Source organism: Haloferax sp. S2CR25 (genome assembly GCF_031624535.1).
GTDB classification, from domain to species: domain Archaea; phylum Halobacteriota; class Halobacteria; order Halobacteriales; family Haloferacaceae; genus Haloferax; species Haloferax massiliensis.
On sequence record NZ_JAMQOO010000002.1, the window covers coordinates 183,681 to 210,171 of the forward strand.

Below are 26,491 nucleotides of genomic sequence, written 5' to 3' on the forward strand. Positions count from 1 at the left end.
CGGACCGGCGCGGCCGCTCCGCGCGGGCCGGAGAAGATGTGTTCGCAGAGAGAATCGACTGACTCGAACTTACGCGCCCTGTCCGCCCTTCTTGCGCGTGATGTAGCCGGCGATGCGGTTGCGGACGCCCTTCGACTCGACCGTGGTCAGTTCCTCGACGCTGTCCTTGTTCGTCTCGAAGTCCGTGTTGAACGCCTGCGGGTATCGCTCCAGCAGGATGTTACCAAGCTGCTTGACGTACTTGGGCTTGATTGCCATGTCGGAAGATTCCCCGGACGAACACTAAAACGATTCGTTCCGTCTCGCGGCCGCCCGCTCGCGCCAGCCCGTCAACTCGTCGATTCGCGCGAACGCTTCTCGCTCTCTGTCGCCGCCGCATTTCTCGACCGTCTCGGCGAAGTAGTCGAGCCGGTCAAGCAGGTCGCCGGTGTCGAACGCCGGCACGTCGAGGCGCGAGGCCGCGACCGTCGCGTCGACGACCGCGCCGAAGCCGCGGTTGATGGTGAACGGCCGGGTCCGCTCGACCGCGGCATCGACGGGTCGGAGCTCCCACGTCTCCCACTCGGTCCCGCCGTCCGCGCCGGAATCGACCGGCGTCGCCTCGACTTCGGCCCACGCGTCGGCCGAGTCGAGGACCGGCGACTCCCGCTCGTAAATGGTCATCGCGGCCTCGACGAACGCCCGCGGGTCGGAAACGAACTGGACGACGCCGCCCCCCCGTCGATGGAAGTTCCGGCGCGTTCGGGTGTTGCCCCACGTCGTCGCGGTCGCGGGCGGGTTCGCGGGCCTGCCGGCGGAGGCGTCGCCGTCGCCGCGGTCGGTCTCGGGCGCGTGGACGCCGAGCGCCGCGAAATTCCACCGGTCGTTCGGCCCGAGCGTGGCGACGACCGTCTCGGTGACGCCGCGGAGTTCCACGGGCCAGTCGGCCGCGGGTTCGGTTCCCGAGTCGCCCTCGTCGCTCACAGCGGGACCCCCCGCTCCAGCGCGACGAACGTCGCCGCGCAGGCGATGTCGGCGGTCGTCCCGGGGTTGATACCCTCGGCGACGAACGCCTCGGCCAGTTCCTCGGCCTCGTCGAGGACCGAAACGTCGGCCGCGCGGGCCATCACGTCGCGGGCGACGGCCTCGCCGTGGTTCGTCGCCACGAGCGTATCCGGTTCCTCGGTGAGCAGGTCCAGAAACGCGCGAGCGACGCGGTCGGTGACGGGGCCGTCGTCGGCGAGGATGGCCTCGGCCGCGCGGAAGGTCCGGGCGAAGCCGCCGGTCCACTCGCGGGCGTTGGCGTCGCGGTCGGCGCTCAGGTCCATCACGTCGGAGAGCGTGACTCCGCGCTCTCGGAGCGCCTCGGCGGCGTCGCCGCCGCGCCGAACGTCGAGGTCCGGGGCGTCCTCGGGAACCTCGCCGACGGCCACGTCGACGTGTTCGAACGCGCGGTAGAACCCGACCGCGTCGGCGACGGTGGTCGATTCGGCCACGTCGGTCGCGCCCGCGGGAGTGAGGTCGCGGTCGTCGTCCGCGGCGGCCCGGACGAGCGGCACGAGAAGCAGGAGACAGCCGAACTGGGTGTTGCCGCCGCCCTGTCGGCTCATCCCGGCGACCGCCGCCTCGAACGCCTCGCCGACCGACGCGCCCGATTCGGCCAGTTCGAGACCGGCCGCGGAGCCGACCGCCCCGGTCAGGAAGTGTTCGAAATGTAGGTCCGAGAGGTCGCGTCGGCGGTCGACGTTGCCCGGTTTGGGCGTGCCGGCGACTTCGAGCAGGAGCGCGAGTTCGGCGTGTCGCGCGGGGCCGAATCCGCGGTCTGAGACTGGTGCGACCATCAGGCCGACACCCCGCTGTCGTCGCCCGACTCGGCGGCGTTCTCGCGTTCGGCGAACCAGTCGTCCACGGCGGTTCGGACCCGGCGGAGGACCGTCGGGTTGTCGCTCGGCCGCCCGACGCTCACCGCGTCGGCCCCGTAGTCGAGGTACTCGGTCGCCGTCGCGCGGTCGCGGACGCCGTTGTTGGCGACGAGAAAGAGGTCGGGCGCGGCGGCGGCCACGTCGGCAATCACGGCCTCGGAGTCCATCGCGTCGACGTGGAGCCAGTCGGCCCCCGCGTCGGCGAGCGCGGCCGCGAGGCTCGGGAGGTCGACGCCGTCGATTTCGGCGCGGACTTTCGCGCCGACCGGCGCGTTCGACTCGGCGGCCGCGGCGACGTAGTCGGCCAGTCGGTCGCCGTCGCGCAGGAGCGTCTCGCCGCAACCGACGGCGCGGAGTTCGTCCTGTCGGCAGTGGGCGTTTATCTCCACGCCCGCGCCGCGGTCGGCGCAGACGGCCGCGACCGCCCGAACCGGGACGGGCGAGGTCGCTCTGACGTTGACGGCGACGAAGCGGTCTTCGCCGTCGAACCCGGCGAGCGAATCGAGCTGGTCGGCGACGAAGGCGACCGGGTCGTCGGCGAGGAACTCCGAGCGCCCGCGGGCGACGAGGTCGCGGGCCGCCGCCTGCGAGGGCTCATCGAGGGCGACGCCGCCGAGGAACGCCGCGCCGACGTGCGGTGCCGCGGCGTCCGCCCACGCGGCGTCGGACTCGCCGCTGAGGCTCGCGACGGCGACCCGCGGGTCGAACATCACGACACCTCCGCGAGCGCCTCGGAAACGGCCCGGGCGACGCGCTCGGCGTCTTCCGGGCCGTCGATTCGGGTGTCGGTTCGAACGACCGGGCGGTCGAGGTCGGTGCCGTCGTCCGCGTCGAGGACGAACGCGTCGGCGAAGGGGTAGGCCTCGGCGACGCCAGCGGTCGAGGGGTCGTAGCCGACGCCTTCCATGAGGTCGGCGGCGGGGCCGGAGAACACGGTGTCTTCGACGAACGGCGAGACGGCGACGACCGGCGTGTCGGCGAGGGCGTCCGCGAAGCCGTCGATGGCGAGCATCGGGCCGATGCTCGTGACGGGGTTCGAGGGACCGACGACGACGGGCTCTTCGAGGGCGTCGGCGACTTCGCCGGTGATGGCGGCGTCGTCAGCACCGCGGAACTCCACGTCGCGGACGGCGGGGTCGGCGCGGCGGTGGACCCAGTACTCCTGGAAGTGCATCGTCCCCTCGTCGGTGTGAATCAGCGTCGCCACGGGGTCGTCGCTCATCGGGCGGAGCGACACGTCGAGGTCGAAGGCGTCGGCGAGCGTCCGGGTGACCTCGGTGAGCGTGTTCCCCTCGTCGAGAAGCGAGGTGCGGGTGATGTGGACCGCGCGGTCGCGGTCGCCGATTTCCATGAACTCCGCGACGCCCGAAAAGCGCCGCCAGCGGACGATGTCGCGGCCGGCGGTCTGGGCCGACTCGGGGAGGTAGCGCGGGCCGGATTCGAGGCCGGCCGCGTCGGCGAGGCGGTGGAGCTCGTCGTCGGTCGCGGTGGTGTCGTCGGCGACGCCCCACCAGCGGTCGGTGTCGAGGACGCCGCCGCCGGCGAAGAGGACGGTGTCCACGTCGGGACAGACGAGGTGGCCGCCGAGTTCCACGTCGTCGCCGGTGTTGGCGACGACGGTCGTCTCGGCGGGGTCGAACACCCCGGCGGCCCCGTCGAGGAGTTTGGGGGTGCCCGTACCCCCGGCGAGGAAGGTGACCATGGTGCGCCGTACGGCGAGTGTCCGTTTGAAAGTTCCTTCACCGGAGACGCCGGCCGGTCGCAGTCAGGGTGTTGTGGGCGCGTTAGGGGCGGGGCAGGGGGCCCGTGGGGCGCTCGTCAGCGACCGCCGCGATAGGCCACCGACACGTCGAACTCCGACGGCATCACCTGTCCGGCGACCGCCTTCCTGACGAAGTAGCCCGAAAAGCCGGTCGTCACGGCCGCCCCGAGGCCGGACATGACGAACATCGCACGACCGGCTGTCACGCCGGTCAGGGCGCTCATCGCGGCCCAGTAGCCCGCGAAGACCACGGAGAGACACGCGAAGCCGAGGAGGGCGTAGCCGACGGCGTTTCCGAAGGCCGACCGGAGAGTCATATCGGCGTCTCGTCGCCCCCGCGTGAAACGGTTTGTGGGCGCAGCGGCTTCCGAGTCGTCCCCGCCTTTCGACCCTCCGCCGACCCGAATGCTCGGCTATTTGATGCCTCTCGCACAACACCCGCTATGACCGCCGTCAAGGACAGCGTCCACGACTACATCTCGCTCGACCCCGTGGCCGCCGAACTGGTCGATACGCCCGCCTTCCAGCGGCTTCGACACATCAAACAGCTCTCGACGGTCCGGCTCGTCTACCCCTCGGCGAGCCACACGCGGTTCGAACACAGCCTCGGCGTCTACCACCTCGCCTCCCGCGCCCTCTCGCACCTCGGCGTCGACGGCGACCGCGCCGCCCACGTCCGCGCCGCCGCGCTCCTCCACGACATCGGTCACGGCCCCTACGGCCACCAGACCGAGGACCTCATCCGCCGGCGGACCGGCCGCGACCACGACGAGATTCACCACCTGCTCGACGGGACCGCGGTCGGCGACGTCCTGACCGGCCACGGTCTCGACCCCGACCGCGTCGCCGACATGGTCGACGGCGCGGGCGGCCTCGGTCAGTTGGTCTCCGGGGAGTTGGACGTGGACCGGATGGACTACCTCGTGCGCGACGCCCACCACACCGGCGTCCCCTACGGCACTATCGACCACGGCCGCCTCGTCCGCGAACTCCGGTACCGGGACGGCGAACTCGTGTTGGCCGAGGGGAACGTCCAGACCGCCGAATCGCTCCTTCTCGCGCGGGCGCTCATGAACGCGACCGTCTATCGCCATCACGTCTCCCGCATCGCGGGCGCGATGCTCGAACGCGCCTCCGAGCGCCTCGTCGACGACGGCGTGCCAATCGAGGAGTTCGTCCGCATGGCCGACCACGACCTGCTCGTCGCCCTCGGCGAGCGCGTGCCCGACCTCGGCCGCCGAATCGAGCGCCGCGACCTCTACAAACGGGCCGTCTGGGCCCCCATCGACGCCGTGCCGGCCGACGTGGTCGAACTCGACTTCGAGGCGACGCGGGCGGCCGAACGCGACATCGCCGACGCCGCCGACGTGTCGCCCGACTCGGTCATCGTGGACGCGCCGTCGCGGCCGCGAATCAAGGAGTCCCGGTCGCGCGTCGTCGTCAACGGCGTCGTCCGACGGCTCGAAGACGCCTCCGAACTCGTGGGCGCGCTCCGGTCGACTGAGCGGACGCAGTGGCGACTCGGCGTCTACGCGCCCGAAGCCGTCCGCGACGAGGTGGCCGCGGCCGCCGTGGACGTGCTCGGGCTCCCGGTTCGCGTGACGACCCCCGTCTGAAGCGCGCGGAGAGTCGGCGAGACGCGGCCGTCCGACCCTTTTTCACCGATGGCGGTCGACTCACCCACGATGACGACCATCAAGGACAGCGTCCACGACCACATCGAGGTCGAGGGCGCGGCCGAAGCCCTCCTCGATACGCCGGAGATGCAGCGGCTCCGGCACATCAAACAGTTGGGGACGGTCCAACTGGTCTACCCCTCCGCGAACCACACGCGGTTCGAACACAGCCTCGGCGTCTACCACCTCGCCTCCCGCGCCCTCTCGCATCTCGGCATCGAGGGCGACGCCGCCGCCCACGTCGAGGCCGCGGCGCTCCTCCACGACGTGGGCCACGGTCCCTACAGCCACAACATCGAGGACGTGACCCACCGCCACACCGGCAAGTACCACGACGACGTGGAGGAACTCGTCGCCCGCGGAACCGTCGGTGAGACGCTTGCGGACGAGGGGTTAGACCCCGAGCGCGTGGCCGCCCTGGTCGAGGGCGACGGCGAGTTCGGCCAGTTGGTCTCCGGGGAGTTGGACGTGGACCGGATGGACTACCTCGTGCGCGACGCCCACCACACCGGCGTCCCCTACGGCACCATCGACCACGAGCGCCTGATTCGAGAGCTGACGTTCGTCGACGGCGAGTTGGTCCTCGCGGAGGGGAACGTCCAGACCGCCGAATCCCTGCTTCTCGCCCGGGCGCTCATGAACCCGACCGTCTACCAGCACCACGTCGCGCGCATCTCGAAGGCGATGCTTCGGCGCGCGTCGGAGCGACTGCTCGGCGAGCCCGACATCGACGCCGAGGAGCTTCGCCGGATGGACGACCCCGACCTGCTCGTCGCGCTCAGACTCACCGACTCGACGAAGGGGTTCGCCGAGCGACTGGCCACCCGCGACCTCTACAAGCGGGCCGTCTGGGCGGAGTTGCCGAACGTCCCCGACTCGATTATCGACGCCGAACACGACGCGCTCGCGGCGTTCGAGCGGGACATCGCCGACGCGGCCGACGTCTCGTCCGAGTCCGTCATCCTCGACGTGCCCTCGCGCCCGTCGATGACCGAGTCGTCGTCGCGGGTGATGGTCAACGGCGAGATTCGGCAGTTGGAGCGGGAGTCGCCGCTCGTGCAGGCGCTCCGGACCGCACAGGAACAGCAGTGGCGACTCGGCGTCTACGCCCCGCGCGAGGAGACGGAGCGGGTCGGCCGCGCGGCCGCGGACGTGCTCGGTCTCGACGTGGACGGCGCGCTCGTCGCCGAGGTCAGAAGCGGCCTCAACGCGACGCTCGACGAGTTCGAGTAGCCGCCGTCCCGAGACGGGAGGTTCAAGCACCGCCGAGACGCAGTCGAGAGCGATGCAATTAGAGGGTACGATACTCCGCGGCCGCGACTTCGACCCGGTCGAGGGGCGGGTCGTCGTCGAGGACGGCACGATAACCGCAGTCGAGGAGACGGCGACCGATTCGACGGATATCATCCTCCCGGCGTTCGTCAACGCCCACACCCACCTCGGCGACTCCATCGCCAAGGAGGCCGGCGAGGGGCTGTCGCTCGACGACCTCGTCGCACCGCCGGACGGGCTGAAACACCGACTGCTCCGCGCGGCCAGCACCGAGGAGAAGGCCGCCGCGATGCACCGGTCGCTCCGGATGATGGAGGCCGGCGGCACGGCGGCCTGTCTTGAGTTCCGCGAGGGCGGCGTCGAGGGCGTCGACGTCATCCGGCGGGCGCTCGACGGCCGCGACATCGAGGCGGTCGTCCTCGGCCGCGAGACGGCCGACGCGATGGAAATCGCCGACGGCTTCGGCGCGTCGGGCGCGCGGGACGGCGAGTTCGGGGCGCTCCGGAACGCCACTGAGGCCGCCGGAAAACTGTTCGGTATCCACGCCGGCGAGCGCGACGCCCACGACATCAACGCCGCGTTGGACCTCGAACCGGACTTCCTCGTCCACATGGTCCACCCCGAGGCGCTCCACCTCGAACGCGTCGAGGACAGCGAGATACCCATCGTCATCTGCCCGCGGTCGAACCTCGTCACCGACGCGGGCGTCGCGCCGATTCGCGAACTGGTCGACCGCACGACCGTCGCGCTCGGCACGGACAACGTGATGCTCAACAGCCCCTCGATGTTCCGCGAGATGGAGTTCACCTCCAAGCTGGCGGACGTGTCGGCCGCCGAAGTCCTCCGCATGGCGACCGTCAACGGGGCCGACATCGCCGGGCTGAACTACGGCCTCGTCGAGGAGGGCCGCGACGCCAAGCTTCTGGTCCTCGACGGCGACACGGACAACCTCGCGGGCGTCGAAGACGTGGTCCGCGCCGTCGTCCGCCGCGCCGGGCAGGCGGACGTGAAAGACGTGTACCTCTGAGTTCGGACGACCCCCCGCTTCCGGAATCCGCTCCCGGCGGGCCGCAGAGCGCGTACGGGGCAGACCTATTCTCGCAGTACTCCTCCCGTAGCAAAGGGTTATTACCGACCCCGAGAAAATGTTATCAAGTGTCATGGTGTTGTACGACCGAATCATCGTTCCCATCGACGGCTCAGCCGGCTCCGAGCGCGTCGCGGTCCACGCGGCGGCCTTAGCGGCCGTCCACGATGCGGAACTCCACGGGGTGTACGTGGTGAACGCGGGGAGCTTCGCGGGGCTCCCGATGGAATCGTCGTGGGAGGGGCTCGACGACATGTTGCGCGCCGACGCCGAGTCGGCCCTCGACCAAGTCGAGCGCGCGGCCGAGTCGCAGGGCGTCCCCGTCGAGACGCACGTCCTCGAAGGGACGCCGAGCCGCGAAATCGTCGAGTTCGCCGAGCGCGGCGGGTGCGACCTCATCGTGATGGGAACCCACGGTCGCGGCGGCATCGACCGCCTTCTCCTCGGGTCGGTCGCCGAAAAAGTCGTCCGCGCGTCGAAAGTGCCCGTCCTGACCGTTCGCATCGAGGGCGGCGACGACGACGCGGACGAGCACGCCGTCGAGGTGCCGGGCGAGGCCGCGCCCGAGTCGCCCGCGGAGGCAGACGCGGCCGCCGACTCGACGGCGACTGCCGACGGCGGAGAGTAGCGGAATAGCGAACTAGCCGACCGGCGGCGCGGGTCCGGTCGCGGTCTCAGCGCCCGACGTCGGCCGGGCGCAGGTGCTCGCAGTCGCCGGCGTGAACTCGTTTTTCGCCCTCGTCGGTTCGGACGACGAGCGTGCCGGGGTGTTCGATATCGACTGCTTCTCCTTCGATGACGCCGCTCGCGGTGTGGACGCGGACCCGCCTGCCGAGCGTGTCCGCCCGCTCGCGCCACGCCGGAAGAACGGCGTCGAGGTCGCCGCGCAGTTCGTCGAAGCGTTCGAGCACCCGCTGGACGAACACGCGGCGCTCGACGGGACCCGCTTCCGCGGCGACACTCGTCGCGCCCTCGGGGAGGTCCGCGGGGTCGAGGTTGACGTTGATTCCGGGACCGATGACGAGCCACGAGACGCGGTCGGCCTCGCCTTCCATCTCGGTGAGGACGCCGCAGAGCTTCCGGTAGCCGCGGCTGTTTGGCGGGTCGGCGTCGTTCGAACTGTCACCGGCGTGAGCCGGTGCGCCCCCGCTCGCTTCGCTCGCGGAAATACCGTCTGCGTTCGCAGACGAACTGCCACTCGCTTCGCTCGTGGCAACTACATCTGACTCTGACGAGTCAGATGAGTTATCGTTCGCTTCGCTCACGATAACGTCGTTCGGCCACTTGATGCTCGCGTCAACCCCGGCCTCGCGCGCCGCGTCACAGACGGCGACGGCCATCGCCAGCGTGTACAGCGGGGCGTACGCCGGCGGTTCGTCGGGACGGACGAGGAGACTCATCCAGACGCCGCCGTCCGGTGCGGACCACTCCCGGCTTTTCCTGCCTCGGCTCGCGGTCTGCTCGCGGGCGACGACGACCACGTCGCTCGCGCCCTCGGCGGCGAGTTCGCGGGCGCGGTCGTTCGAGGAGTCGAGCGTCTCGTGGAACTCCACGTCGTAGTCGACGCCGAGGCCGTACTCGATTGCCGGGCCGCCGTACTCCGGGACGTCGGTGACGACGTAACCGTCGTCGGCGCTCTCGACGCCGAACCCCTCGTTGCGGAGTGCTTCGACGTGTTTCCAGACCGCGGCGCGGGAGACGCCAAGTCGGTCGGCGAGGTCGGGCCCGGAGACGGGGCCCGCGGCGAGTGCGTCGAGGAGGGCGCGTCGCGTGTCGCTCATGGTGGTCGGTACCGCCGCGCGGGAAAAGAGGTTCGCGGTTCGAGCGTCGGTCCCGAGGCCCCGAGACTATTCGAGGACGAGCAGCACGTCGCCCATGTCGACGCTGTCGCCCTCGGAGACGAGAACCTGCGAGACGGTGCCGCCGCGCTCGGCGACCACGTCGTTTTCCATCTTCATGGCTTCGAGGATGCAGACGGTGTCGCCGGGTTCGACCTCGTCGCCCTCCTCGACTTCGACCGAGAGGATGGTCCCCTGCATCTCGGCGGTGACGGACTCGCCGTCGCCCTCGATAATCTGCTGGGCGTCGTCGCCGCCGTCGCCGCCGTCGTCGCGGCGCTTGCGCGGGCCGGACGAGTTGGAACCGCTCGCCGAGGCGTCGCCGACCGGGATGGCGGGCGCGCCGCGCTCTTCGAGGCTGACCTCGAAGCGCTTGCCGTTGACCTCGACGGTGAAGGTCCGTTCCGTGACCTCGTCGTCGTCGTCATCGTCGGCGACGGCCTCGGGCGACCAGCGCTCGACGGCGGCCTGGATGCGGTCGGGGTCGAGCACCTCGTCGAGGTACTTCGTCGTGTGGCTCCCCTCGCGGAACGCCTCGTCGGTGAGCATGAGGCGGTGGAACGGGATGACCGTGCGAAGCCCCTCGATGTCGAACTCGGCGAGCGCGCGCTCGGCGCGGGCGAGGACCTCCTCGCGGTCCGAGGCGGTGACGATGAGCTTGGCTATCATCGAGTCGTAGTCGCCGCCGATTTCGTCGCCCTGACGCACGGCGTCGTCCATGCGGACGCCGATGCCGCCCGGCGGGTCGTAGGTCGCGAGCGTGCCGGTCGCGGGCGCGAACTCCTTTTCCGGGGCCTCCGCGTTGATGCGGAACTCCATCGAGTGGCCCTCGATGTCCACGTCGTCCTGCGAGAAGTCGAGTTCCTCGCCGGCGGCGACGCGCAGCTGCCACTTCACCACGTCGAGCCCCGTCACTTCCTCGGTGACGGTGTGTTCGACCTGAATGCGCGTGTTGACCTCCATGAAGTAGAACTCGCCGTCCTCGACGAGGAACTCCACGGTGCCGGCGTTGGTGTAGTCGGCGGCGCGGACGCCGCGACGGGCGGCCTCGCCGATGCGCTCGCGGAGGTCGTCGGACAGCGCCGGCGACGGGGCCTCCTCGATGACCTTCTGGTGGCGGCGCTGGAGCGAGCAGTCGCGCTCGCCGAGGTGGCGGACGTTGCCGTGCTCGTCGGCGAGAATCTGAACCTCGATGTGCCGCGGCGCTTCGAGGTACTTCTCGACGTAGACGGAGGCGTTGTCGAAGTACGCCTCGCCCTCGCGTTTGGCCGTCTCGAACTGCTCGTCGACCTCGTCCTCGGTGTGGACGACCTTCAGGCCGCGGCCGCCGCCGCCGCCCTCGGCCTTGATTGCGACCGGGTAGCCGAACTCGTCGGCGACGGCCTTCACGTCCTCCGCGGAGTCGGCGGGTTCGGTCGTGCCGGGGACGACCGGCACGTCGGCGTCCTGCATGAGCGAGCGGGCCTTCGTCTTCTCGCCGAGGCGCTCCATGGCGTCGGCCGACGGGCCGACCCACTTGAACTCGGACTCCTCGACCTTCCGGGCGAACGCGGCGTTCTCCGCGAGGAAGCCGTAGCCGGGGTGGATGGCGTCGGCGTCGGCCTTCCGCGCGGCCTCGATGACCGACTCGTGGTCGAGGTAGGAATCGGCCGCGCGGGCGGGACCGATGTTGTACGCCTCGTCGGCGTACCGCACGTGTCCGCCGTGTTTGTCCGCCTCGCTGTAGACGGCGACGGTCCGGACTCCTAACTCCTCGCAGGCGCGCATGACGCGCACCGCGATCTCGCCTCGGTTGGCGACGAGAACCTTGCTGAACATTTGCGGTAGTCTTTCAGGGAACCGCACGTTATTCTATCGATTTTCCCAACGCACGTCGGTGGTCGATTCGACAGACGACGATTTACGTGTTCGACCGTGATAGAACGCCCGAGCTTACACTTCTCTGGCACTATACGCCGCGAATACTGGTTCAAATCCAAACGGCCTTATGCGTGTGCCACACTACGACACGGGTAATGGCAGTACGAGTCGGCATCCTCGGTGCAACCGGCGCAGTCGGACAGCGATTCATCCAACTCCTCGACGACCACCCGACGTTCGAACTCGCGGCGCTGACCGCGAGCGAACAGAGCGCGGGCAAGCGGTACGACGAGGCCGCGAAGTGGCGCGTCAACACGCCCATCCCTGACGACGTGGCCGCGATGGAAGTCGGCAGCACCGACCCCGCGGACGTGCCCGACGACATCGACCTCCTGTTTTCGTCGCTCCCGTCGTCGGTCGCCGCCGAGGTCGAACCCGCGTTCCTCGAAGCGGGCTACGTCGTCTCCTCGAACTCCTCGAACGACCGTATGGCTCCCGACGTGCCGCTCACGATTCCGGAAATCAATCCGGAGCACCTCGACCTCATCGAGGTCCAGCGCGACCAGCGCGGCTGGGACGGCGCGCTCGTGAAGAACCCGAACTGCTCGACCATCACGATGGTCCCGACGCTCGCCGCGCTCGACCAGTTCGGCCTCGAACGCGTCGACGTCACGACCCTGCAGGCGGTTTCGGGCGCGGGCTACGACGGCGTCACCTCGATGGAGATTATCGACAACGCCATCCCGCACATCGGCGGCGAAGACGAGAAGATGGAGACGGAGTCCCGCAAGCTTCTGGGCTCGTTCGACGGCGCGGAGGTCGCGCTCCACGGCGCGGAGGTCAACGCCTCGTGTAACCGCATCCCGACGCTCGACGGCCACCTCGAAAGCGTCTTCGCCGACCTCGCCGACGACGCCTCCCCCGAGGACGTCGCCGCCGCGATGCGCGAGTACCCCGGCGTCGACCTCCCGAGCGCGCCCGAACAGCTCATCCACGTCTTCGAGGACGAGTTCCGCCCGCAGCCCCGTCTCGACCGCGACCGCGGCGACGGGATGCAGATCTCGGCCGGCGGCATCCAGGCCACCGAACACGGTGTGAAGTACAACTGCCTCGCGCACAACACGATTCGCGGCGCGGCCGGTGCCTCCGTTCTCAACGGCGAACTGCTCGCTCAAGAGGGCTGGATTTAGGCTTTCCTCGCCCGTCGGCGTCGCTTCCGGGCGGCTCTTGGCGTCGTCGGCGTTCCCTTCGGCTCGACCGAATCAGACAACGTTTTCACGCGACACCGACAGAGCGTGTCGCATGTCTCGACGCGGCCTCGAAACGGGGCTCTCCGCCGGGCTGCTCGTCGCCGCGCTCGGCGGCATCGCGTGGGCCACCGGGGAGCCGTTCGTCTTCCCGAGCCTCGGCCCCACGGCGTTCGTCCTCGCGTTCCGGCGGCGCAGCGGACGCGCTCGTTCGACCCGCATCGTCGTCGGCCACGCCGTCGGTGCCGTCGTCGGCTTCGCCGCCTACGCGCTCGTCGCCTCCGGCGCGACGCTCGACCCGTCGCTCTCGGCCGCGTCGACTGACACGCTTCGGCTCGTCGCGAGCGCGGCGCTCTCGGTCGCCGCGACGAGTTGGGGGATGGTGGAACTCGACGCGGTCCACCCGCCGGCCTGCGCGACGACGCTCATCGTCTCGCTCGGCCTGCTCTCGACGCCGCGGTCGGTCGCGACTATCGTCGCGAGCGTGGTCGTTCTCGTGGGAGTTCATCGGGCGGCGGACGCGATGCTCTCAGGGGGATACGGAGACGCCCGCACCGACGCGGGCGCGCGGCGTTGAGAGTCGCTCTCGGACGCCGCCCGGTGCCGAGTCGACGTGGATACCGCTCGAACCGAGAGACGCGGGAGAATGGGTGGTGTGGAGGCGAACGAATCCGTTCGTCACCCCGATGTGCCTCTGACAGCAGCAAATAGTAACTCGTCACCGAGTTACTTATGTATTCTGTGACTCACGTTCGCATCGGGCGCGCTAGCGCCTATCGCGCCCATCCGTGGCAGTTCCCGTCCTCGGAAGGGGTCTCCTCCGACTGAAATTCCGCGACAAGAGACTCCTCCGACGACAGGTATATGAGTCATGGTCTCAATTGACACGCTGTATCGCTATGAAGCCGTGCCACAGTTGTCAGGCGGTTATCGACGAGTACATCCTGGACAAAAAGCTCGAAGTGCTGCGCGACCTCACGGTTGACGACTTCAACCTGTGTGCGGACTGCACGACAGTCGTCGCCGATGCGTGCGTGGAATGCGGCGGCGGCGTCTATGTCCCGCGGGGCGAATCGACGGTCCCCGACTACTGTCCGGCGTGCCGCGCGGACCTCATCCGCCGGACGGGCACCGACCCCGGCTGGACCTGCGATGCCGTCTCGACCTGAATAGCGGTTCTCGGCTGTTTTTTGCGTCGTTGCATGGGTTGTGGAGAGGAATCTCACCGCGCCGGTCTCGGCGTCGCCACGAGGCTTTTGTCCGCCGCCGCGAAAGCTGTTGCATGGCTGAACGGACGATGGTCGAATTCGTCGAAGAGTGGCAACGCGGCGCGTTCCTCCTGTTCGGGTCGGCGCTCGCCGGCGGCGTCTCTGCGGTGTTCGTTGGATCGTTGCGACCGGGGACGCCGCTGGGACTGATTACGTTCTTCGTCGGGTCGGTGTTGGCGTTTCTGGCGTTCTCGTATCTGTTTTACGGGGAGTGAACGCCGTGGGTCATCGATGTCCGGTGGCTTCCTCTTCGAGTCCCCACCCTCTCGCCGTCTGCGAGGCGGTCGGCGAATAGCTGGCCGGTCAGTCCGGCGGTGGCGGTGTTCGATGAACGCGGCTGTCGTTCTCAACTCTCGTAAATTCACACATAGTACTATACCGAACAGGGTCTGAATCGTCCCATGAACGCCGACATACCCGCGATTATATACCAACAGTTGACAGCCCCGTTCCGACCACTCGGTCGGAACGCGACGTTAAACGGCGTCCGTGTCGAGTCGAGGACGATCTGGACCGACGAGGTGCTCCCGGACGCTGTTACGAAGTTCGTCGTCAACGACGAACCCGCGTATGAATACCAGTACGTCAGGGGCCTCTCGGACGTTTGTTCCGCTGGTTCCGAAGTCACGCTTATCGGTGGTGGCGAGGGCGTCTCGACGGTGAGCGCGGCGGAGATGGTCGGGCCGGACGGTTTCGTGACCACGTACGAAGGCGGCGAAGACCAGGTCCGAGCGGGGCGCAGAACGCTCCAACTGAACGACGTGCAGAACGCGCGGATTCGACACGCAGTCGTCGGCGACGACGTCTCTTTACGCTCGAACAAAGGAAACGCGGACGTCGTTCCGGTCTCCGACGTTGCGGAGTCGGACGTCCTCGGTATCGACGCGGACGGGGCGGAGTTCTCCATCCTTCGTTCCCTCGCTGGCACCGGTCAACCGCCGGAGAGACTCGTCGTCGAGCATCACGCGGTGCGCAACGACGGAGAGGTCGTCGTTGAGTTCGATCGGGACGAGGTCGTGTCCCTGCTCGAAACCGCGGGCTACGAGGTGACGAAAGAGTACTGCGACGCTCGGGGCGCAAACTACGGAAAAGACGCGGAGATTATCCTCGTTTGTGAGCATAATACGGTTTGAAGCGACACCCGCCAGTCGGCTCTCGGTCGCAGTTCCACCCGCGGGCGAGCGCGACTGCCCCGGTCTCGAAACTCGTCTGGGCGTTCCGACAGGCGGCGACGAACGCCTGTAGTCCGAATTCGGTGTCTCTCCGTCGTCTCCGACGGGAGATACGAGGTCGTACGTCCTTCGACCGCGGAGGCGACGGTGTCGCCATCGTCCGAGGTGACGTCTCTCTCTGAGTCGTGACCGCAAGTCGGACGCTCGCGGGCCACACCTCCCCCTCAGAGTTGCTTTTTTAAGCAGAGGGTTGTTTCCAGACAATATTTAAGTGCAAAATGTACAGAGAGGGCTTGTACTCCCAGTAATTTTAATCCACGAAAGTAAGAAGTGGGACCGCTGAGAGTCGAACTCAGGTCCTACCGACCCCATCGGCAGAGGATACCACTACCCCACGGTCCCGGGGTGCATTCGAACCGATGCGTGTCTCGCGGTTAAGCCCTTCGTTTCGTCGCGGCGGCGCGAGGGTCTGTCGTGCCACGGTTTGGCATCGGCGTCGTGCGGTTCGGACGGCTCCGAGTCGGTGGCACCGGCCTGCGGGTACGCTTTTGTCGCTCCGCGGACAACGTCGACGTATGGCCCTGCCCCTCCAGAGCCTCCCGCTCGCCCTCCTCCCGTTCGTCGTGTTGCTCCTCGTCCTCATCGCGCTGAGCGTCGCGGCCGCCCGATGGTGGTCGATTCGTCGCGGCGGCGGGTCCGAACCGGCCGCGGACCGAGACGAGGAGTCGCACGGCTACCCGCTGGCGTCGTGGCGCTACGTCTACGACCTCGACAAATCGGACGCGAAGCGAGAGGTCGCCTCGGTCAACGAGCAGGCGGAAACGCTCGCGGACGCGGACAGAAAGCGCCGGAGAAAATAGACTCCCGCTTCAGACCAACACGGCTTCCAGCGAGACGACCGTCCCCGAGTCGGCGTCGGCGTCGCCGACCAGTTCGCCCAGACAGACCGCGGAGCCGTCGTCGGTGAAGCAGGCGACGAGGTCGCCGCGGGCGGCGTCGACGTCGAAGACGCCGGGCGCGTAGACGGGCGCGCCGTTGGCGACTTCGCGGGCCGCGCTGTTGGCGATGGTCACCGACGGGAGATGCGACAGCGCCCGCTCGGCGGGCGCGACCACGTCGCGGAGCCACGATTCGTCGCCCTCCGCGGCGAACGCGAGAGCGTCTTTGAGGTCGTGGAGCGTCACGAGGTCGGCGTCGTCGAAGGGGTCGGTCGCGGTCCGGCGGAGGTGGCCCATGTGGCCGCCGGTGCCGAGCGCGAGGCCGAGGTCGTGACACAGCTTTCGGATGTACGTCCCCGACTCACAGCGAATGCGTAGGAGCGCCTGTCTGTCTTTCACTTCGAGGAGGTCGAGGTCGTAGATTTCGCGGACGCGGAGGCGACGCGAGACGGCGGATTTCCGCGGGGGCTTCTGGTAGAGCTTCGACTCGAACTCGGCGACGGTCGAGTCGATGTCGGCCGGCGCGGGTCCGTGGAGTTCGAGCACGGAGACGTACTCCTTCGAGCCTTCGAGGAACACCTGCGCCATACGGGTCGCGTTGCCGAGGAGCGTGGGGAGACAGCCGGTCACCTTCGGGTCGAGCGTCCCCGAGTGGGCGGCGCGGTCGACGTCGGCCATGTCGCGGACCCAGCCGGTGACCTGGTGGGCCGACGGCCCCGGCGGCTTGTCGAGGTTGACGACGCCGAACGAGAGCAGGTCGTCGACGCTCCGGCGTTCGGGCGGGTCTCGGAGCATGGTCAGAAGTCGTAGCGGACGCCTTCGACCGGGTACTTGCCCTCGTCGGCCTCGTGGTCGTAGGAGTCGACCGCGGCGACGCAGACGGCCGTGACCTCGTCGGGGCCCCAGCGGGCGGTGTTGAGCGCGATATCGTAGATAGAGAGGTCCGTGATGTCGATGTCGTAGTACGCGTCGTACCGCTTGGCCTCGCTCGCCTCGCGGGTCGTGGTCTCCTCGCGGGCGACGTCCACGGGCTTGCCCTCGCGGTCGGCGATGCGCTCGGCGCGGACGTCCACGGGGGCGTCGAGCCAGAAGCGGAGGTCGGCGGCGTCGCCGGCGAGCCAGCCGGCGAGTCGGGATTCGAGGAGCACGTCGTCGCGGTCGAGAGCGATGTCGCGGAGGCGGCGGTCGAGGTCGCGGTCGATCTGGTCGTCTTCCTCGGCGAGTTTGTTGAACTCGACGGCGGTCATGTCGCGCTCGGCGGCGAGCTCGCGGAAGATGTCCCCGCCGCTTATGTGTTCGAGGTCGAACGCCTCGGCGAGCGCGGCGGCGGTCGTACTCTTTCCGCTGCCCGGTGGTCCGGAGACGGTCAGTAACATATCCATGCTGGGTGCGGTCGGCTAAAAGGTGTTATCGTTGCCGACGGCCCCTGCGGAGGCTTCTCACGGGTATCGTGGCGGACGCCTCGCGGCGGCTTTGAGGGAGAGCCTCGCGGCCGGCGAGCGTCGGAAACGGAGAGAAAGCGAGTTACTTCGCGTCGATTTGATTCGAGCCGAACCGACCGGGTCGACTGTCGCCCGAACCGGCTTACGACGCCGACGGCGACATGTCGATGTTGAGCGACTTGCGGATGATCTGGGTGAAGCCCATCGAGCAGAGGAAGTACCAGACAATCCACGCCTGCATGGGGCCGAGAACGCCCTGCGTCCACTCCGCGGTGCCGACGAGCGGGAGCACGATGGTCCCGGCGTCGATGTGTGGCTGGGCGTTGCCGCCGACGCCGATGGCCCAGTACATCCAGAGGAACACCGGGATGGTGAGGAACATAATCCAGACCATCGGGCGGAACTGCTCTTTGAACATGCCCATCTGGTCGCCCATCGCCTCCATCTGCTCTTCTTGAATCTTTTCGAGCTCCGCGTCGTCGCCGCGCTCCTTGGCGTCCTTCTGCCGCTGTTGGATGTCCTTCATCCGCTCTTGATACATGCCCATCTTCTCCATGTCCATGAGGTTCGCCTGCAGGAGCGTGGAGTAGAGGCCGGTGGCGAGCGCGAGAACCATCACGACGGCGTAGAACGGGAGCATCCCCGCGACCGGGCCGAGGACGACGTCCATCACGCCGCCGATGACGTTTCGGACCTCGGAGACGGAGTAGCCGAGGAACAGGCCGACCGTGACGACGGCCGCGCCCTTGTCGTACTTCGACCACGAGGAGTCGCCGGTGTCGACGTCGGTCGACGAGGACGACGACGACCCGCCGGAGCCGGACGTGTCGTCTTCGAGGCCGGCGCGGGTCTCCCCCACGTCGGCGAGCCGGAACCCTTCGTCGCCGTCGACGAGGATACCCTTCTCGATGAGGCGACCCCACTGGCCGCTCGTGAGCTCGTCGCGAACGTCGGCCCACTCGACTTCTCCGTCGTCCGCCCGGTCGAGGACGGTCTCGACGGCGGCGCGCATGTCGGCGTCGGAGCCGACGAGGTCGCGCACCCGAGATTCGATTCGTGCCATTACCGGCTCTTTAGCAACCGGCTGTTATCAAGGTTTTACTCTGCGGACGACAGCGAGCGCGCCGTCGGCGGTGCGGACGGTCGCGTCTCGGTCGGTGAAAAACGCCGCGTCGGACTGCGTCGACGAGGCGGTTCGCGCGTCGAACCCGTGCTCAGGCGTCGTCGACGACGGACCGGATGTCCTCGAAGACCTCGTCGGGGGTCTGTTCGCCGTCGATTTCGACGAGGACGCCCTCGTCGCGGTAGTGCTCGATGACGGGTTCGGTGTTCTCCTCGAACACCGACAGGCGCTCGCGGACGGTCTCTTCGGTGTCGTCGTCGCGCTGGACGAGTTCGCCGCCGCAGTCGTCGCAGACGCCCTCCTCTTCTGGCTGGTTGAACTTCACGTGGAAGTTCGTGCCGCAGTCGTCGCAGACGCGGCGGCCGGTGAGGCGCTCGACGAGCTCTGACTCGGCGACGTTCAGGTAGACGACCGCGTCGAGGTCGGTGATCTCGGTGAGGTACTCCGCCTGCGAGAGGTTCCGCGGGTAGCCGTCGAGGACGTAGCCGTCGGCGTCTTCCAGCGCGGCCTCGACGATTTCGTTGACGACCGCGTCGGGGACGAGTTCGCCCTTCTCCATGAACGAGCGGGGCGTCCCGTACTCGGTCTCCATGTCCTTGTTCGCGCGCAGCGCGTCGCCGGTGGTGACGTGTTCGACGCCGTAGGTCTCGGCGAGTCGCTTCGACTGTGTGCCCTTACCTGCGCCCGGCGCTCCGAGCAGGAGGATGCGCTTTCCCATATCTGACCCCATCCGGCGAGAGCATATAGTGTTGAAGATACGTACTGAGTTCTGCGACGGCGACGGTCAGAGGAACGAGAAAATGTTGCTCCTTGTTTGCCGGCTTACAGCTCAATCGACCGGGCCACCGCCGATTTAGCGGATATTGTTGCTGTTTTCACAGACGGAAGCGACACGTTCAACGGCCCGGCTCTCGTGGCACCGACAAATGCGCGATTCGTCTCCCATGCGCGACGCGCTCGGCGCGGCCACCGTCGAGCGCGCGTACGAACTGTGGTGTACGCTCGAACGCGGCTGGCGCGCGACCGCCCTCGGACTCGTCGTCGTGACCGTCCTCGCGGCGCTCGGGCCGTGAGCACCGGGGGGAACTCGGACGCCGAGAACGCCGGCATCAGTCGGCTCGCGCGACTCGCTCCCGGCGTCGGCCTCCTCGTCGTCCTCGCGGGGGCGGCGACGCTCGTCGCCGGCTTCGTCCCCGGTGTCAACGCGCTCCTGCTCGGCGTCTTCTTCGGGGCCGTCGTCGCCAACACGGTCGGCGTCCCCGACTGGGCGCGCCCCGGCGTCGACACGCAGAAACTCCTCCTCGAAACGGGCATCGTCCTGCTCGGCGCTCGCATCGCCGTCGACGAACTCGTCGCCTCCGGGCCGGTGTTGGTCGCGCTCGTCGTCGTCACGGTCACCGCGGGCGTCCTCCTCGTCGAGGCCGTCGCCAGCCGCGTGTTCGGCCTCGCCGACAAGACCGGGTCGCTCCTCGCGGCGGGCGCGAGCGTCTGCGGCGTCTCCGCGGCCACCGCCATCGCCGGCACCATCGACGCCGACGGCGAGTCGCTCGCCCACGTCGTCGCCGCGGTCCTCCTGTTCGACGCGCTCACGCTCGCCGTGTTCCCCATCGCCGGCGACCTGCTCCCGCTGTCCGGCCGCCAGTTCGGCATCTGGGCCGGCCTGAGCATGTTCAGCACCGGCCCCGTCACCGCGGCCGGCTTCGCCCACTCCGAGGTCGCCGGTCGCTGGGCGACCGTGACCAAACTCGCGCGCAACTCCATGCTCGGCTTCGTCGCCGTCGCCTACGCGGTCCGCTACGCCGGTCGCGCCGAGGAGGCCGCCACCGGCCTGCGAGCCGTCTTCGACGGCGTCCCGCGGTTCCTCGTCGGCTTCGTCGCCGTCGCCGCCGTCGCCAACCTCGGCCTGCTCTCGGAGGCGACGCTCGCCACCGTCGGCACCGCCAGCGACGCCCTGTTCGCGCTCGCGTTCGTCGGTCTCGGTCTCGACGTCCGCCTCGACGCGATGCGGCGGACGGGCGCGGCCCCGCTGGGCGTCCTCGGACTGCAACTGCTCACCGTCAGCGCGCTCGCGCTCGCCGCCGTCATCGCGCTGTTCTGACGCGGGTCGCTTTTGTACCGCGCGGCTGTACCGTTCCACATGACCCGATTCGAGGCCGACACGCCCCGCGAGCGCCGGAAGCTGTTCGCCGACGCCGTGTCGGCGCACCGCGACCGCGGCAGCGCCTTTCTCACCATCGAGGCCGAGCGCCTCGACGACCTCGACGGCGAGGGTCCCGGCCCGTGGATTCAGTTCGCCGACCAGACGTTCAACATGGACGTGACAGAGGCGGAACTCGACCGCCTCAAGACGCTCCTCTCGGAGTTCCCCGAGTTCCGTATCGACAAACTGGAGAGCCCCGAGGAGGCCGAGGGGACGAACGTCCGCATCACCGCCCGCTCGGACGCCAACCGTCTCGCCGGCTTCGCCGACCGCGTCTTTCAGGCGGTCTACGGCCGCGACGAGGCGTATCGAGCGTGGGTCACCGCGGTCTGAGGTGGGGCCGCCGCCCCGGAATCGGCCCGGCCGACACCGTACCCCGGTTTGCGAACTTCTAAACCGATTGCCGCACAACCCCGGCGTATGAATTCCCGACGGTCACGTTGTGAATCGGGTGTAGTCGTCCCGGCACAATCCCGTTCCGCCGGGCGGAACCGCTTTCCTCACACCGCGCTCGCGGGCTCGACACATGACTGAACACGTCGAACCGCTGTTCTCGCGTCCCCTGCTTCCGATTGCGAACGCGGACGACGCCGAACTCACCTGCGCCGCCGCGTTCCCGCGCATCGCCGCGGCCGGCGGTCGGGCCTCGGTCGTCCACGTTATCGAGAAGGCGGGCGGCGCGCCGGACAAGGCCGGCGTCGAACAGCGCGAGGAGGTCGCAGACGAGCTATTCGACGTCGCCCGCCGCGCCGCGGACGACGCCGGCATCGACATCCACACCGACCTCCGGTTCGCCACGGACGTCGGCGACGCCATCCTCGACGCCGCCGAGGACGCCGACGCGACGGCCATCGTTTTCACCCCGCGCGGCGGTCGCTCGTGGTGGGACCTGTTTTCGGGCGCGGTCCGCGACCAACTGGTCCGGCACAGCGACCGGCCCGTGGTCGTCCTGCCGGCAGCGGACGCTGCGGACGTCGACACCGACGACGCGGACGACGCCGGTGGTGAAACATGACCGACGAGGAACTCGCAAAGGACCTCGGGCCGCTCGCGGCGTTGACCATCGGTATCGGAACGATGATCGGCGCGGGCATCTTCGTGCTTCCCGGCGCTGCGGTCAAAGCGGCCGGACCGCTCTCGGCCGGCGCGTTCGTCCTCGGCGGCGTCATCGCGCTCTTGACCGCCGCGTCCGCCAGCGAACTCGGCACCGCGATGCCGAAGTCCGGCGGCGCGTACTACTACATCAACCACGCGCTCGGGCCGCTGTTCGGGAGCGTCGCCGGGTGGGGCAACTGGATGGGGCTCGCGTTCGCCTCCGCGTTCTACATGACCGGCTTCGGTCAGTACGTGGTGACGTTCCTCCCCGTTCCGAGCCTCGTACTCGGCGGTGTCACGGTCTCCGCCGTGAAGCTCGTCGCCCTCGCGGGCGGCCTCCTCTTCGTGTTCATTAACTACGTCGGCGCGAAGGAGACGGGGAAGCTACAGAACGCCATCGTGCTCATCCTGCTGGCCATCCTCGCCGTGTTCACGCTCTTCGGACTCCTGAACGCGGACCTCGCCAAACTCCGCCCGTTCGTCCCGCCGGACAGGGGCTTGTCGCCGCTCCTGCCGGTGACCGGCCTCATCTTCGTCTCGTACCTCGGGTTCGTCCAGATAACCTCCGTCGCGGAGGAAATCAAGAACCCCGGAAAGAACCTCCCGCGGGCCGTCCTCGGCAGCGTCGTCATCGTGACGCTGGTGTACGCGCTCGTTCTCCTGACCGTGCTGGCCGCGGTGGACAACAGCCTCGTCGCCGGGAACGAGACCGCCGTCGTCGACGTCGCCCGACTCCTCATCGGTCCGGTCGGCGCGGGCGCGATGCTGTTCGGCGGCCTCCTCGCCACGGCCTCGTCCGCGAACGCCTCGATTCTCGCCTCCTCGCGCATCAACTTCGCCATGGGGCGCGACCGAATCGTCTCCGAGGAACTCAACGAGATTCACCCCCGGTTCGGCACGCCGTACCGATCTATCGCCATCACCGGCGGGTTCATCCTCCTGTTCATCCTGCTGGCCAACGTCAACACCCTCGCGAACGCCGGGAGCGTCCTCCACCTCATCATCTACGGGCTGCTCAACGTCGCGCTCGTCGTGATGCGCGTGGCCGACCCCGAGGACTACCAGCCGGACTACCGGGTTCCGCTGTACCCAATCACCCCCATCCTCGGGGCGATCACGTCGTTCGCCCTCATCGCCTTCTTCGCCGACACCATCATCCTCCTCGCCGCCGGCTTCGTCGTGTTCGCCATGCTGTGGTACGCGGCCTACGCCCGCACCAGGGCGACGAAGCAGGGCATCCTCGGGAAGTACCTGCTTCAGCAGTCGGAACAGCTCCCCGACGCCGCGGTCTCGGCCGCCACGTCGGTCCAGCCCGACGGCGGCTACCGCGTCATGGTCCCGCTCGCGAACCCCGAAAGCGAGCGCGACCTCGTGTCGCTCGCCGGGTCGGTCGCCAAGGCCAACGACGGGACGCTCGTCGGCGTCCACATCGTGAAGGTACCGGACCAGACCGCCCTCGAATCGGCCCGCGAGGAGTACGACTTCGCCGAGGCCGACCGCCTGCTCGAACAGGCCCGCGCCGACGCCGACGAACTCGACGTGGACATCGAGACTCACACCGTCCTCTCCCACCGGTCGTTCGAGGAGGTGTTCGACGCGGCTGAGACCTACAACGCCGACCTCGTCGTCATGGGCTGGGGTCCCGACAGCCACGGGTCCCCCGGCCGCGCCGAGAGCGCGTTCGAGGAGATGACCCACTCGCTCCCCTACGACGTGCTGGTGCTGAAGGACCGCGGCTTCGACCCCTCGCACGTGCTCGTACCGACCGCCGGCGGCCCGGACTCCGACCTCTCGGCGTCCATCGCCTCGGTCCTCCGGGAGTTCTGTGACGCGGAGGTCGAACTCCTCCACGTCGCCGACGACGCGGCGGAGGGCGAGCGCTTCCTGCAGGAGTGGGCCGACGAACGCGGCCTCGGCGACGCCACGCTCACCGTCGAGACCGGAGACGTCGAGGCGGCCATCGAGTCCCACGCGACCGACGCCTCGCTCCTCGTCATCGGCGCGACGGAACGCGGCCTCCTCTCGCGGCTGGTCCGCGGCACCGTCGTCATGGACGTCGTCGAAGACGTGGAGTGTTCGGTTCTCATGGCCGAACAGAGCCGCACGCGGAGCATCAGAAAGCGCCTGTTCGGGTAGGTTCGACTCCCGCCGCGACACCGACGCATTTCTCGCAGACGACGGCCGCTCGCCGCCGCGGCACATTTGTCCCTCGCCGCCGTAGCGGTGAGTATGGCGAAGCAATCGGGGCTGTCGCGCGACGACGTGGAACTCCCCGTCGAGGCGGCGAGCCGTCGTATCGAGGTGGGCGAGGTCACGCTCCACGCGGTCGAAGCCGGACCGGAAGACGGCGACCTCGCCGTGCTCCTCCACGGCTTCCCGGAGTGTTGGTACGCGTGGGCGGACTACCTCCGCCCGCTGACCGAGGCGGGCTATCGGGTCGTCGCGCTCGACCAGCGCGGCTACAACCTGAGCGACCGCCCCTCGGGCGTCGAGTGGTACAGCATCGACGAACTCGCCGGCGACGTCGTCGGCGTCGCGGACGCGCTCGGCCACGAGAAGGCGCACGTCGTCGGTCACGACTGGGGCGGCGCGGTGGCGTGGTGGACCGCGCTCCACCACCCGGAGCGGGTGCGCTCGCTCACCGCGATGAACCTCCCGCATCCCGCGGTGTTCGCCCGCCACCTCCGCCGCGACCCGGCCCAACAGCTCCGGAGCTGGTACGTCCTGTTCTTCCAACTCCCGAAGCTCCCCGAACTCGTCGCGCCCGTGGGCGATTGGGCCGTCCTGGAGCGGGCGATGACCGGCTCCGCGCTTCCCGGCACGTTCTCGGCGACCGACCTCGACTACTACCGCGCCGCGTGGTCGGTGCCGGGTGCCTACGGGTCGATGGTGGACTGGTATCGCGCGGTCGTCCGCGAGCGCCCGCGTCCCCGCGCCGAGACGGTCGAACCGCCGACGCTCGTCGTCTGGGGGAGCAAAGACAGGTTCCTCCGACCGAAGATGGCGCGCGAGAGCCTCGCGTTCTGCGAGGACGGCCACCTCAGGACGTTCGACGAGGCGACCCACTGGGTCCACCACGAGGAGCCGGTCGCCGTCGCCCGCGCGCTCGTCGAACACCTCGACGACGCGTGGCGGACGCCGAACAACACCCCCGACGAAGCGGGGCACCGGCCGGTCTGAGCGGCGGGGGCGATTTCCCCGATGCGGCAGTATTTGCTGACGCCTCGTTGGAGATATATAGGTCCATCGAGGGAACTTAGCGAGGTTCTTGTAGGTCCGGCGTTCACGTTGAATCGACGCGGGAGCAGTCCGGTGGTGGGACTTTCCATGCCCCTTCGAACCGTCTCCGCGTCTCTTCATGAGCAGGGACGGGGGACCGTCCCGCCTTTCGACCGGCGAGCGGCCGCGTCGGCGAGTCAGTCGAGCGCGACCCGCGCCGAGACCGAGACCGAATCCGGGATTCTCCGGTCCCGGGCCCGGCTCCGACCCCGCCGGCGGCGGATGAGTACGTTCTTACTGGCGGCCCCCCGAGGTCGCGTATGACCGACCTCGGAAAGGTCGACCGCGAGTTCTTCGACGAGTACATCTACCCGCGGCTGGGCGCGGCCCGCGACGACGTGGCGCTCGGCCCGACCCACGGCGTCGACTTCGGCCTCCTCGACGTCGACGGCACCGCCGTCGCCATCGCGACCGACCCCGTCTCCGTGCTCCCCGCGCTCGGCTTCGAGCGCGCGGGCCGCTTCGCCATCGACATCGTCCTCTCGGACATCGCCGTCTCGGGGCTGGACCCCTCGCACCTCGCCGTCTCCTTTACGCTGCCGCCCGAGATGACCGACGAGCAGTTCGCGGAGCTCTGGGGCGCGATGCACGACGAGGCCGACGACCTCGGCGTCAGCATTGTCACCGGCCACACCGCCCGCTACGCCGGCTGTTCGTACCCGTGGGTCGGCGGCGCGACCGCCCTCGCCGTCGGCGACCACGACGACGTGGTCCGCCCGGACGGCGCGCGACCCGGCGACGACGTGCTCGTGACGAAGGGACCGGGCGTCGAGGCGACCGGCCTCCTGACGACGCTGTTCCCCGACGCCTTCGCCGACCTCGACGCCGACGTGCTCGCGGCCGCGCAGGACCGACTCGACGAGACCGACGCCGTCCGCGACGCGATGACCGTCTCGGCCGCCGGCGGCCGCGGCGTCCACGCCATGCACGACGCCACCGAGTGCGGCGTCCACGGCGCGCTCAACGAAATCGCCGAGAGCGCGGGCGTCCAACTCGAAATCGACGAGTCGAGCGTCCCGCTCCGTCCCGGCGTCCGCGAGACCTGCGAGTTCCTCGGCATCGACCCGTGGCGCTCGACTACCGCCGGCTCGCTCATCATCGCCACGGACCCCTCTGTCACGGACGACGTGGTCGCCGCGCTCGACGCCCGCGGCACCCCCGTCGGCGTCGCCGGCACCGTCGTCGCGGGCGAGGGCGTCGTCGTCGACGGCGAGCGCATCGAACACCCCGACGTGGACCCCTCGTGGGCCGCCTACGAGCGACTCGCCCGCGAGGCCGAGTCGTCGGCGACCGACGCCGAATAAGCGGACCCGCCACTCGGGTTCCAGCGC

At 69.0% G+C, this 26,491-nt stretch carries 29 protein-coding genes and 1 tRNA gene; 17 read left to right on the forward strand and 13 right to left on the reverse strand.

Going from position 1 to position 26,491, the window contains the following annotated elements; genetic code table 11:
• Positions 1 to 69: 69 nt before the first annotated feature.
• The 6 genes from NDI65_RS06205 to NDI65_RS06230 all read right to left on the reverse strand — a co-directional run bounded on the left by NDI65_RS06205 (position 70) and on the right by NDI65_RS06230 (position 3,980).
• Positions 70 to 258 carry a 30S ribosomal protein S17e gene (locus NDI65_RS06205; protein ID WP_004042417.1) on the reverse strand — a complete coding sequence of 63 codons (189 nt, stop codon included), beginning with the start codon at positions 256 to 258 and terminating at the stop codon, positions 70 to 72.
• A gap of 24 nt (positions 259 to 282) precedes the next feature.
• A complete protein-coding gene (locus NDI65_RS06210) occupies positions 283 to 963 on the reverse strand; it encodes a DUF447 domain-containing protein (protein WP_089781449.1) in 681 nt (226 codons plus the stop codon).
• Entirely contained in the window at positions 960 to 1,820 is an 861-nt protein-coding gene (locus NDI65_RS06215) for a triphosphoribosyl-dephospho-CoA synthase (RefSeq protein WP_310893485.1), read from the reverse strand. Before NDI65_RS06215 ends, NDI65_RS06210 begins: the two co-directional genes overlap by 4 nt.
• Entirely contained in the window at positions 1,820 to 2,611 is a 792-nt protein-coding gene (locus NDI65_RS06220) for a tRNA-dihydrouridine synthase (protein ID WP_089781445.1), read from the reverse strand. The genes NDI65_RS06215 and NDI65_RS06220 overlap by 1 nt, the downstream gene beginning before the upstream one ends.
• Positions 2,611 to 3,603 (reverse strand): 2-phospho-L-lactate transferase, encoded by a 993-nt coding sequence (gene cofD, locus NDI65_RS06225; protein ID WP_089781443.1) that lies wholly within the window; start codon positions 3,601 to 3,603, stop codon positions 2,611 to 2,613. Before cofD ends, NDI65_RS06220 begins: the two co-directional genes overlap by 1 nt.
• 116 nt (positions 3,604 to 3,719) lie before the next feature.
• Positions 3,720 to 3,980 (reverse strand): hypothetical protein, encoded by a 261-nt coding sequence (locus NDI65_RS06230; protein WP_089781441.1) that lies wholly within the window; start codon positions 3,978 to 3,980, stop codon positions 3,720 to 3,722.
• Positions 3,981 to 4,106: 126 nt separating this feature from the next.
• Here NDI65_RS06230 and NDI65_RS06235 point away from each other — a divergent pair, with 126 nt between their 5' ends.
• The 4 genes from NDI65_RS06235 to NDI65_RS06250 all read left to right on the forward strand — a co-directional run bounded on the left by NDI65_RS06235 (position 4,107) and on the right by NDI65_RS06250 (position 8,326).
• Complete coding sequence (locus NDI65_RS06235; RefSeq protein ID WP_089781439.1) at positions 4,107 to 5,279, forward strand: HD domain-containing protein; 1,173 nt, start codon at positions 4,107 to 4,109, stop codon at positions 5,277 to 5,279.
• 69 nt (positions 5,280 to 5,348) lie between these two features.
• A complete protein-coding gene (locus NDI65_RS06240; RefSeq protein WP_089781438.1) occupies positions 5,349 to 6,572 on the forward strand; it encodes an HD domain-containing protein in 1,224 nt (407 codons plus the stop codon).
• A gap of 52 nt (positions 6,573 to 6,624) precedes the next feature.
• On the forward strand, positions 6,625 to 7,638 hold the full coding sequence (locus NDI65_RS06245) for an amidohydrolase family protein (RefSeq protein ID WP_089781436.1): 1,014 nt from the start codon (positions 6,625 to 6,627) through the stop codon (positions 7,636 to 7,638).
• A gap of 133 nt (positions 7,639 to 7,771) precedes the next feature.
• A complete protein-coding gene (locus tag NDI65_RS06250; RefSeq protein ID WP_089781434.1) occupies positions 7,772 to 8,326 on the forward strand; it encodes a universal stress protein in 555 nt (184 codons plus the stop codon).
• 46 nt (positions 8,327 to 8,372) lie between these two features.
• Here the strand turns inward: NDI65_RS06250 and NDI65_RS06255 are convergent, their stop codons facing one another.
• Both NDI65_RS06255 and pccA read right to left on the reverse strand, forming a co-directional pair.
• Entirely contained in the window at positions 8,373 to 9,479 is a 1,107-nt protein-coding gene (locus tag NDI65_RS06255; protein WP_089781432.1) for a biotin--[acetyl-CoA-carboxylase] ligase, read from the reverse strand.
• 66 nt (positions 9,480 to 9,545) lie between these two features.
• On the reverse strand, positions 9,546 to 11,354 hold the full coding sequence (pccA, locus tag NDI65_RS06260) for a propionyl-CoA carboxylase biotin carboxylase/biotin-carboxyl carrier subunit (RefSeq protein WP_089781430.1): 1,809 nt from the start codon (positions 11,352 to 11,354) through the stop codon (positions 9,546 to 9,548).
• 197 nt (positions 11,355 to 11,551) lie between these two features.
• On the opposite strand from pccA, the gene asd reads away from it, so the two are divergent.
• The 5 genes from asd (at position 11,552) to NDI65_RS06285 (ending at position 15,044) form a co-directional block, all read left to right on the forward strand.
• Complete coding sequence (gene asd, locus NDI65_RS06265) at positions 11,552 to 12,586, forward strand: aspartate-semialdehyde dehydrogenase (protein WP_089781429.1); 1,035 nt, start codon at positions 11,552 to 11,554, stop codon at positions 12,584 to 12,586.
• Positions 12,587 to 12,698: 112 nt separating this feature from the next.
• Entirely contained in the window at positions 12,699 to 13,220 is a 522-nt protein-coding gene (locus tag NDI65_RS06270) for an HPP family protein (RefSeq protein WP_089781427.1), read from the forward strand.
• Positions 13,221 to 13,542: 322 nt separating this feature from the next.
• A complete protein-coding gene (locus NDI65_RS06275) occupies positions 13,543 to 13,812 on the forward strand; it encodes a hypothetical protein (protein ID WP_004969854.1) in 270 nt (89 codons plus the stop codon).
• Between the two features lie 113 nt (positions 13,813 to 13,925).
• Complete coding sequence (locus tag NDI65_RS06280) at positions 13,926 to 14,126, forward strand: hypothetical protein (RefSeq protein ID WP_089781425.1); 201 nt, start codon at positions 13,926 to 13,928, stop codon at positions 14,124 to 14,126.
• 186 nt (positions 14,127 to 14,312) lie between these two features.
• Positions 14,313 to 15,044: a hypothetical protein gene (locus tag NDI65_RS06285; RefSeq protein ID WP_089781423.1), complete on the forward strand. Its 732-nt coding sequence runs from the start codon at positions 14,313 to 14,315 to the stop codon at positions 15,042 to 15,044.
• Between the two features lie 370 nt (positions 15,045 to 15,414).
• Here NDI65_RS06285 and NDI65_RS06290 read toward each other — a convergent pair.
• Positions 15,415 to 15,485 (reverse strand) — tRNA-Pro (locus tag NDI65_RS06290).
• 173 nt (positions 15,486 to 15,658) lie between these two features.
• On the opposite strand from NDI65_RS06290, the gene NDI65_RS06295 reads away from it, so the two are divergent.
• The gene (locus NDI65_RS06295) at positions 15,659 to 15,943 is read left to right on the forward strand and encodes a hypothetical protein (protein WP_089781421.1); all 285 of its coding nucleotides are present in this window, start codon (positions 15,659 to 15,661) and stop codon (positions 15,941 to 15,943) included.
• A gap of 9 nt (positions 15,944 to 15,952) precedes the next feature.
• Here NDI65_RS06295 and NDI65_RS06300 read toward each other — a convergent pair whose 3' ends face one another.
• The 4 genes from NDI65_RS06300 to NDI65_RS06315 all read right to left on the reverse strand — a co-directional run bounded on the left by NDI65_RS06300 (position 15,953) and on the right by NDI65_RS06315 (position 19,304).
• The gene (locus NDI65_RS06300) at positions 15,953 to 16,816 is read right to left on the reverse strand and encodes an RNA-guided pseudouridylation complex pseudouridine synthase subunit Cbf5 (RefSeq protein ID WP_089781419.1); all 864 of its coding nucleotides are present in this window, start codon (positions 16,814 to 16,816) and stop codon (positions 15,953 to 15,955) included.
• Positions 16,817 to 16,818: 2 nt separating this feature from the next.
• On the reverse strand, positions 16,819 to 17,397 hold the full coding sequence (cmk, locus tag NDI65_RS06305; RefSeq protein WP_089781416.1) for a (d)CMP kinase: 579 nt from the start codon (positions 17,395 to 17,397) through the stop codon (positions 16,819 to 16,821).
• Between the two features lie 208 nt (positions 17,398 to 17,605).
• Complete coding sequence (locus NDI65_RS06310; RefSeq protein ID WP_089781414.1) at positions 17,606 to 18,526, reverse strand: DUF106 domain-containing protein; 921 nt, start codon at positions 18,524 to 18,526, stop codon at positions 17,606 to 17,608.
• Between the two features lie 151 nt (positions 18,527 to 18,677).
• Positions 18,678 to 19,304, reverse strand: a complete 627-nt coding sequence (locus tag NDI65_RS06315; protein ID WP_089781412.1) for an adenylate kinase — start codon at positions 19,302 to 19,304, stop codon at positions 18,678 to 18,680.
• Positions 19,305 to 19,512: 208 nt separating this feature from the next.
• Here NDI65_RS06315 and NDI65_RS06320 point away from each other — a divergent pair, with 208 nt between their 5' ends.
• The 7 genes from NDI65_RS06320 to NDI65_RS06350 all read left to right on the forward strand — a co-directional run bounded on the left by NDI65_RS06320 (position 19,513) and on the right by NDI65_RS06350 (position 26,464).
• On the forward strand, positions 19,513 to 19,659 hold the full coding sequence (locus NDI65_RS06320) for a hypothetical protein (protein WP_167344170.1): 147 nt from the start codon (positions 19,513 to 19,515) through the stop codon (positions 19,657 to 19,659).
• Positions 19,656 to 20,684 carry a putative sulfate exporter family transporter gene (locus NDI65_RS06325; protein WP_089781410.1) on the forward strand — a complete coding sequence of 343 codons (1,029 nt, stop codon included), beginning with the start codon at positions 19,656 to 19,658 and terminating at the stop codon, positions 20,682 to 20,684. The genes NDI65_RS06320 and NDI65_RS06325 overlap by 4 nt, the downstream gene beginning before the upstream one ends.
• 39 nt (positions 20,685 to 20,723) lie before the next feature.
• Positions 20,724 to 21,119 (forward strand): hypothetical protein, encoded by a 396-nt coding sequence (locus NDI65_RS06330; protein ID WP_089781408.1) that lies wholly within the window; start codon positions 20,724 to 20,726, stop codon positions 21,117 to 21,119.
• Positions 21,120 to 21,312: 193 nt separating this feature from the next.
• Positions 21,313 to 21,801 carry a universal stress protein gene (locus NDI65_RS06335; protein ID WP_089781405.1) on the forward strand — a complete coding sequence of 163 codons (489 nt, stop codon included), beginning with the start codon at positions 21,313 to 21,315 and terminating at the stop codon, positions 21,799 to 21,801.
• Positions 21,798 to 24,017: an amino acid permease gene (locus tag NDI65_RS06340; protein ID WP_089781403.1), complete on the forward strand. Its 2,220-nt coding sequence runs from the start codon at positions 21,798 to 21,800 to the stop codon at positions 24,015 to 24,017. The genes NDI65_RS06335 and NDI65_RS06340 overlap by 4 nt, the downstream gene beginning before the upstream one ends.
• A gap of 93 nt (positions 24,018 to 24,110) precedes the next feature.
• Positions 24,111 to 25,061, forward strand: coding sequence for an alpha/beta fold hydrolase (locus NDI65_RS06345; protein WP_089781401.1), 951 nt, complete (start codon positions 24,111 to 24,113; stop codon positions 25,059 to 25,061).
• Positions 25,062 to 25,420: 359 nt separating this feature from the next.
• Entirely contained in the window at positions 25,421 to 26,464 is a 1,044-nt protein-coding gene (locus tag NDI65_RS06350; protein WP_089781400.1) for an AIR synthase family protein, read from the forward strand.
• Positions 26,465 to 26,491: the final 27 nt, after the last annotated feature.

Coding starts and splice junctions, on each gene's coding strand:
- NDI65_RS06205 (WP_004042417.1), bottom strand. CDS start 258: ATGGCAATCAAGCCCAAGTACGTCAAGCAGCTTGGTAACATCCTGCTG.
- NDI65_RS06215 (WP_310893485.1), bottom strand. CDS start 1,820: ATGGTCGCACCAGTCTCAGACCGCGGATTCGGCCCCGCGCGACACGCC.
- NDI65_RS06220 (WP_089781445.1), bottom strand. CDS start 2,611: ATGTTCGACCCGCGGGTCGCCGTCGCGAGCCTCAGCGGCGAGTCCGAC.
- cofD (WP_089781443.1), bottom strand. CDS start 3,603: ATGGTCACCTTCCTCGCCGGGGGTACGGGCACCCCCAAACTCCTCGAC.
- NDI65_RS06230 (WP_089781441.1), bottom strand. CDS start 3,980: ATGACTCTCCGGTCGGCCTTCGGAAACGCCGTCGGCTACGCCCTCCTC.
- NDI65_RS06235 (WP_089781439.1), top strand. CDS start 4,107: ATGACCGCCGTCAAGGACAGCGTCCACGACTACATCTCGCTCGACCCC.
- NDI65_RS06240 (WP_089781438.1), top strand. CDS start 5,349: ATGACGACCATCAAGGACAGCGTCCACGACCACATCGAGGTCGAGGGC.
- NDI65_RS06245 (WP_089781436.1), top strand. CDS start 6,625: ATGCAATTAGAGGGTACGATACTCCGCGGCCGCGACTTCGACCCGGTC.
- NDI65_RS06250 (WP_089781434.1), top strand. CDS start 7,772: ATGGTGTTGTACGACCGAATCATCGTTCCCATCGACGGCTCAGCCGGC.
- NDI65_RS06255 (WP_089781432.1), bottom strand. CDS start 9,479: ATGAGCGACACGCGACGCGCCCTCCTCGACGCACTCGCCGCGGGCCCC.
- pccA (WP_089781430.1), bottom strand. CDS start 11,354: ATGTTCAGCAAGGTTCTCGTCGCCAACCGAGGCGAGATCGCGGTGCGC.
- asd (WP_089781429.1), top strand. CDS start 11,552: ATGGCAGTACGAGTCGGCATCCTCGGTGCAACCGGCGCAGTCGGACAG.
- NDI65_RS06270 (WP_089781427.1), top strand. CDS start 12,699: ATGTCTCGACGCGGCCTCGAAACGGGGCTCTCCGCCGGGCTGCTCGTC.
- NDI65_RS06275 (WP_004969854.1), top strand. CDS start 13,543: ATGAAGCCGTGCCACAGTTGTCAGGCGGTTATCGACGAGTACATCCTG.
- NDI65_RS06280 (WP_089781425.1), top strand. CDS start 13,926: ATGGCTGAACGGACGATGGTCGAATTCGTCGAAGAGTGGCAACGCGGC.
- NDI65_RS06285 (WP_089781423.1), top strand. CDS start 14,313: ATGAACGCCGACATACCCGCGATTATATACCAACAGTTGACAGCCCCG.
- NDI65_RS06295 (WP_089781421.1), top strand. CDS start 15,659: ATGGCCCTGCCCCTCCAGAGCCTCCCGCTCGCCCTCCTCCCGTTCGTC.
- NDI65_RS06300 (WP_089781419.1), bottom strand. CDS start 16,816: ATGCTCCGAGACCCGCCCGAACGCCGGAGCGTCGACGACCTGCTCTCG.
- cmk (WP_089781416.1), bottom strand. CDS start 17,397: ATGTTACTGACCGTCTCCGGACCACCGGGCAGCGGAAAGAGTACGACC.
- NDI65_RS06310 (WP_089781414.1), bottom strand. CDS start 18,526: ATGGCACGAATCGAATCTCGGGTGCGCGACCTCGTCGGCTCCGACGCC.
- NDI65_RS06315 (WP_089781412.1), bottom strand. CDS start 19,304: ATGGGAAAGCGCATCCTCCTGCTCGGAGCGCCGGGCGCAGGTAAGGGC.
- NDI65_RS06320 (WP_167344170.1), top strand. CDS start 19,513: ATGCGCGATTCGTCTCCCATGCGCGACGCGCTCGGCGCGGCCACCGTC.
- NDI65_RS06330 (WP_089781408.1), top strand. CDS start 20,724: ATGACCCGATTCGAGGCCGACACGCCCCGCGAGCGCCGGAAGCTGTTC.
- NDI65_RS06335 (WP_089781405.1), top strand. CDS start 21,313: ATGACTGAACACGTCGAACCGCTGTTCTCGCGTCCCCTGCTTCCGATT.
- NDI65_RS06340 (WP_089781403.1), top strand. CDS start 21,798: ATGACCGACGAGGAACTCGCAAAGGACCTCGGGCCGCTCGCGGCGTTG.
- NDI65_RS06345 (WP_089781401.1), top strand. CDS start 24,111: ATGGCGAAGCAATCGGGGCTGTCGCGCGACGACGTGGAACTCCCCGTC.
- NDI65_RS06350 (WP_089781400.1), top strand. CDS start 25,421: ATGACCGACCTCGGAAAGGTCGACCGCGAGTTCTTCGACGAGTACATC.